At 44.4% G+C, this 6360-nt stretch carries 3 protein-coding genes; all 3 read right to left on the bottom strand.

What is annotated here, in order from left to right; all coding sequences use genetic code 11:
- A partial coding sequence (locus FHS57_RS30675; RefSeq protein WP_183980471.1) for a BspA family leucine-rich repeat surface protein occupies positions 1-767 on the bottom strand: 767 nt, incomplete at its 3' end.
- 174 nt (positions 768-941) lie between these two features.
- Positions 942-4940 carry a hybrid sensor histidine kinase/response regulator transcription factor gene (locus tag FHS57_RS30670; RefSeq protein WP_183980468.1) on the bottom strand — a complete coding sequence of 1333 codons (3999 nt, stop codon included), beginning with the start codon at positions 4938-4940 and terminating at the stop codon, positions 942-944.
- Positions 4941-4995: 55 nt separating this feature from the next.
- The coding region (locus tag FHS57_RS30665; protein WP_183980466.1) for a hybrid sensor histidine kinase/response regulator transcription factor at positions 4996-6360 on the bottom strand (1365 nt) is incomplete at its 5' end.

Genomic DNA, 6360 nt, shown 5'->3' with positions numbered 1-6360 from the left:
ATGCTAAACATATTTGTGACACTTGAAGTATTGAAGCTAGTTGGCAAAGTTTGATTAAACAACGTGCAGCCATAAAACATAGCACTCATATTCGTGACTGACGATGTGTTGAAGGTGCTTGGTAATGCTTGGTTAAATGCACTACAGCCGAAAAACAGGTAACTCATATCTACCACAGATGACGTATTGAAACCTTCGGGAAGTGCTTGGTTAAAGGTAGTACAACCGTAAAACATAGAACTCATATTGGTTACTCCTACTAAATTCGGCACATCAGTGGCAGTTAGAGTCATGTTACTACACCCATAAAAGGCTCTGTACATACTCGTCCATGCCACATCGCCCCATTGTTTGATTTGTATTAAACGCTGACGGTCTCCTCCATTATTGATATGTATTTGTTGAAAGTTGGTGGGGTCAATACTCAAATCAATCACCGCATTCGTGGGTAAATCTGGAATGGCCAAGGTGGTTCCGCTGAATGTTCCCGAACCACTCGTACCTGCAGGAACAGTCGTCCACGTATAGTTCACGGTGCCAGCAGTAGCGACATCTATGCTTAGTTGGTTAGCGCTTGAGCCTGGCTTTGATAAATCCCAACGGGTGATGAAAGGGGTGCCCACGGGTACATTGTTGTATAACACTACACCTGTATGAATGCTTGCTAAGGCGATGTCACCATCCCAGTTGTATGTAGTGGCCCAAGTTGAGGAGACGGAAAGTCCATTCACAAACGATAAGAGAAAAAGGTAAAAGAGCTGTTTCATGCTAAAGTAAAGTTGGGTTGAGTGCCTCCACAAAAATGCTTAGTAAGGGCACTTTTGGGGTAACTCATATTCAGCATCTACTACCATTTTTTCAGCATTTGCATAAAAAAAGCCCCATTTTGGGGCTTTTTGATACTTTACTTCTACCGAATTGGCACATTTTATTCAATGAAGTTACCCCTGATAATCGGAAGGCAACACTCCAAATTCGTCTTGAAAAACTTTGGCAAAATACGACATGTTCTCAAAGCCCACCTCCAGCGCGATTTCCGAAACGGGGCGGTTACGCTGGAGAAGCATTTCGGCCGCGCGCTGCAAACGGTGGTGGCGAATAAATTCGACAATGGTAAAGTTGGTAAGCGCCTTCAGCTTTCGGAGCAATTGCGATTGGCTGAGGTTCATGGCACTACTAAACTGCTCGGCGTTGAAGGTGCTGCTGCCGAGATGCTGTTCTACAATTTTTTTAGCTTTTTCTACAAAAGCAATATCCAATGGATTAATGACAGCCGTTTCGGATTTTGCTACTTTTTGCTTGCCACTGAAATAAGCCCGTAGCTTGTCTTGTTTCTCCAATAAATTTTTGACCCGAACCCTGATTTCATCGGTATGAAAAGGCTTCACCAAATAATCATCGGCTCCTAGTTGAAAGCCCTCAATGCGACTTTCGACGTTGGCTTTGGCAGTGAGCATAATGACAGGAATGTGGCTGGTCTTTTCGTTGCTCTTCAACTGCCGACAAAACTCAAAACCGTCCATGCGGGGCATCATCAAATCGCTAATGATGATATTGGGAATATGGGCCATTGCCTGCGCTAGCCCCTCTTCTCCATCTTGGGCTTCAATAATTCGATAATCGGGCTCGAACAACCCTCGAATGTAAGACCTGATGTCGGCATTATCGTCAATCAATAACAATACGTTTTCGTTGGAGGTCGTCTCTACGGGTGTTGGTACCAAAATCGGATGCGGCTCCAGTTGCAACTTCTTTGGTCCGAACACCTTTTCAGGAATTTTTGGGTACGATTTCCACGTCAATTCGTCGATAGGCAACCGAACAACAAACTGGCTTCCTACTCCTACTTTGCTTTCTACCTGAATAGAACCTTTCATGACTTCAACGAGCTCTTTGACCAAAGCTAACCCAATACCTGTCCCCTCATAGCTCCGCTTTTGGTCGGATTCTACTTGGTAAAAACGGTTGAAAACTTGGGGGAGTTTTTCGGGTTTAATCCCAATGCCCGTATCTGAAATGGCAATGATAACCCCCTGTCCTTCAACGGGAGAGGTGTATTGTACATCAACCTTTACAGTTCCTCCTGTTTCGGTAAACTTGAAGGCATTGGAAAGGAGATTAGTAATGATTTTTTCTGTTTTATCCGTGTCTAAATATCCCCACGCTTCATCCTGATTTTGAGTTACCACAAAGGTAATCTGTCGGCTTTCGGCCAAGGAAGTAAACGAGCTTGTCAGCGTCCGCAAATACCGAACAACCTCCAGATGCGTAAGTTCAGGGAGCATTTGCCCCGCTTCTAGCTTGCTGATGTCAAGCAATTGATTGATCAGTTCGAGAAGGCGCTGGGCGTGACGGCGAACCAACGGAAGACGGCTGTCGCTGGGATGGTCTTTCAAAAGTTGCTCAACGGGTCCCAAAATCAAGGTAAGTGGCGTACGGAACTCGTGGGAGATATTGGCAAAGAAATTGGTTTTCAACGCATCAAGTTCCGACATCCGACCTGCTTCAATTTCTTTGAAACTCAATTGCTCCTGCAAACGAACTCGGTTGAGCTGGTTTTGATTCCAACGATAAGCCACATAAGCAACAATGGTTAAGTAGAATAAATAAGCCCACCACGTTCGATAAAAGGGAGGATTTATTTGAATCGCCAAAGCGATGGGTTTTGTCCAATTTTCACCGTCGGTCGTACCCATGACTTTTAACGTATAACTACCACTGGGAAGCTGGGCAAAATTGGCAACATGCGTCGTTCCTGCTTCCACCCAGTCCTTGTCAATTCCTTCCAGTTGGTAGCGGAAACGGTTTTTTACGGGGTTGGTAAAATCCATGACGCCAAATTCGATGGCCAGTTGATTCTGATGGTGAGCCAACTCCAGTGAAGGCAGGTATTCAATGGCTTCGCTGAGAAGCTGCGTTTCATCCCCAACCTCAATGAGTTGATTGTTGATTTTTAGACTTAAAAGCCGCACTTCGGCCTTAGAAGCGGCTCTTGCGATGTTGGAAGCCCTGAATACATTGAAACCATTGATACCGCCAAACAACAACTCGCCCGAAGCTCCTTTAAAATAGGAATTGGTATTAAACTCATCGTCTTGCAAACCATCTGACTTATTGAAATTACTAAAAATCAGCGTTTTAGGATTAAGTTGAGCCAAACCCCGATTGGTTCCCATCCATAAATTTTTATCATCGCCTACCAGTACACCATAGACCACCTTATTGGGGAGTCCTCGTTTTTCGGTAAAATGCTCAAACTGATTCGTTGCTTTATTGAGGCGCTCAAGCCCACCGCCTTTGGTGCTTACCCAGAGGTAGTTTGTGGGTTGAATTGGGTCATTGACACAACCCGAAACCACGTCGTTGCTGAGGCTATTTCGGTCATCAGCATTGTTTTTGAAGAGACTAAATCGGGGGTTTTCTAGGATATTTTCGACTTTGATAAGTCCTTTTTGGGTACAAATCCAATACACATCAGGGGTGTCTTCGTACATGTAAAGTACTTCAATGGTCGAGCCTTGCTGCGGCAGTAGCGATTGATAACTGAATTTTTTAAACTGCCCTGTAAGGGGGTCAAACCGCAGTAAAACCCCATCAACCAACCCCAGCCAAAGGCGACCCTTTTTATCTTCCAACATCCTAACACTCAGGTGTCTGTCGGTATAGGGCATGGGTAAAGGGTAGCGAGCAAGAAGCTTTCGTTCATTGGACAGTTGAAAGAGATAACGGGAAGAATCTTCCCTGGCCATGAGCCAAAATTGTTGTTTTCGGTCCTGATACAAGAAGTCGTGGCTGTAGCGAGCAGCAGCAACGTCTGGAGAAAATGGCTTGAATGAAGTAGGGCTTTCGAGTTGGTAATATTGGTAAGCAGGTTTAGCATTTCCGTGAAAATAAATACGCTTTTGACTGTCTTGCAGCAAATAGGAAGGAGAAAAATCGGGCAAATAAGCTTTGAATTGCTTGATTCTTGGGTTGAATTTATACAGTCCGTAGCCCCTAGTTCCTAGCCAGATATTTCCCAAATTATCCATGCGAATGGTATTGACGCGTTTTTGGTCTGGCACGGTCGAGTACTTATTTTTTGCCGTCAAACTATCTTGTTGGAGCAGCTCTTCGGGCTTCATCAACCAAAGGAAATTTTGGTTACAAATAGCAATGGTGCCATCTTTCAAGTGTCCTATTTTTTTATAATCTCCTTCTGCAACGTGGATTGTTTTTTTGATGCCATTTCGCCAACAAATAAGCTCGTGGTCTAGCATCACCCAATAGTTTTTTTGGTGGTCGGGCAGAATGTAAAAATCTCGGTTTCGTGATTTATTGCCAAGCCATTTATCCAAAAAACCGCACATATTTTGCCCCCAAGCCCCGTGTAATCCTGAGTGTTGATGTCGAGAAATAGGCGGAAAATAAGAAGGGCCTAACGAACCAATGTTGAGTTGCTTCGTGGCTTGTTCGTTGACCGTAAAACGAGGGGGAATGTTTATTTTAAAATGAACGGTGGGTTGGTCGGTCATTATCCAAATATTACCTTGGATGTCTTCTTCGAGTTGAACAATGTTATAATTTCCCGTGCTAGGTTGGTTTGGGGAGGCAATACTAATCCGATAAAAGCGCTGATACACAGGGTCGAATAAGTTTAAGCCGTCTTTTTCTGTGCCAATCCAGAGTCTATCGTGGCTGTCGTAAAGCAAGGCCGTGCAGGTATTGCTCGAAATACTGTACGGATTGTAGGGGTCATGGGTGAAAACCTTAAAATTATAGCCATCGTAGCGATTCAAGCCATCTTTGGTTGCTATCCACATAAACCCACGTTGGTCTTGTGCCAAATCATATACCATTCCTTGTGACAGCCCTTCGGATAACCCTATCGGTTGCCACCCTTGCGCTTGCAAGTGAGTTGAAAAAAGGAATACAATTACTATACGGATAAAGAATTTCATCGTCCTGAGTTATCCCCCCAAAATAGCAACTTTTTGAAAAAATATAAAATCTAACCTATTCAACAAGGCGTCCATATTCTGAAGGAAGCATTCCAAACTCTTCTTGGAACGATTTGGAGAAGTAGGACAAGCTTTCAAACCCTACTTGGTAGGCAATTTCGGAAACCGTCATGGTTTCTTTTTGCGCCAACTGGGCAGCTCGTTGCAGTCGTATTTTGCGGATAAATTCCGTCGCGGAAGTGCCCGTCAGGGCTTTCAGTTTACGGTGTAAATTGGTACGACTTATTTTCAATTCTTTACAAAGTCCTTCGACGTCGAAGTTACTTTCGCTCAAATGCGCCTCGATAACCGACCGTATCCGCTCAATAAACTGGTTGTCCAACTGCTGCGACACCTCGTTCCCCACCGCAGGTGCGCTCGGTAATGCCGCCGAACGCAGGCTAAATTTCTCCCTGAGCAGGTTACGCTGCTGAAGTAAGTTTTTGACCCGAATCAACAATTCTTCTTTATTAAATGGCTTTTGCAAATACTCGTCAGCCCCTAAACCTAGCCCCTCCAAGCGGTCGGTCAAGGTGGCTTTGGCCGTGAGTAGTACCACGGGAATATGGCTCGTCCGTACGTCGGTTTTTAGACGTTCACACACTCCAAATCCATCGAGGCGCGGCATCATCAAATCCGTTATCACCATGTCGGGGACTATTTGCAATGCCATTTCCACGCCTTGTTGGCCGTCGTTGGCCTCCATGACTTGGTACTGTGTCTCAAAAATTTTGCGCAAATAAAGTCGCAAATCAGGGTTATCTTCCACAATCAGTAACACAGGCTGCTCATCCATTGGGGCAAGATTTTGGTCGTGCACTCCCTCCTCAGGCAACAACATCGAAATGGCCATTTCGGTATGCGTGGTTTCAAAAATCGGCTCCGTCGAACCATTTTTTTGTTGTGAAGCCACCAAAGTAAATGCTACCCGAAAAGTAGTGCCTTTGTTTACCTCACTTTCCACCGAAATCTTCCCTTTCAGAATTTCCACCAATTCTTTAACTAAAGCCAGCCCGATTCCTGTTCCTTCATAATTGCGGTGCGACGTATCATCGACTTGGTAAAAGCGGTCAAAAATACGCGGTAGCCGCTGGCTATCAATCCCAATACCGTTATCAGAAACCGTCAATACGACGTCTATCGTAGTGTCTTTAGGCGTATATTCTATATTCACCTCTACCCTTCCGTTGGTTGGTGTGAATTTAAAGGCATTGGATAGTAAATTGGTCGTAATTTTTTCCAACTTGTCGGCATCGAATTTAGCGGCTAGGCTGCGGTAGTTTTGGTGGACATTAAAATGCAGGTTTTTATTCTGCGCTAACGTTTCAAATGAACCAAAAATATACGAAAAAAACCGAGAAATATTCCCTTCTTCAATTTC

Origin of the sequence: Runella defluvii (assembly GCF_014195535.1) — a bacterium.
In the GTDB taxonomy this organism is placed as follows: domain Bacteria; phylum Bacteroidota; class Bacteroidia; order Cytophagales; family Spirosomataceae; genus Runella; species Runella defluvii.
Note: the sequence above shows the minus strand (reverse complement) of the source record. Positions and strands in the feature narration are given on the sequence as shown.

Excerpts from the sequence above, each read along its gene's own strand:
- FHS57_RS30670 (WP_183980468.1), bottom strand. The coding sequence starts at position 4,940 with ATGAAATTCTTTATCCGTATAGTAATTGTATTCCTTTTTTCAACTCAC.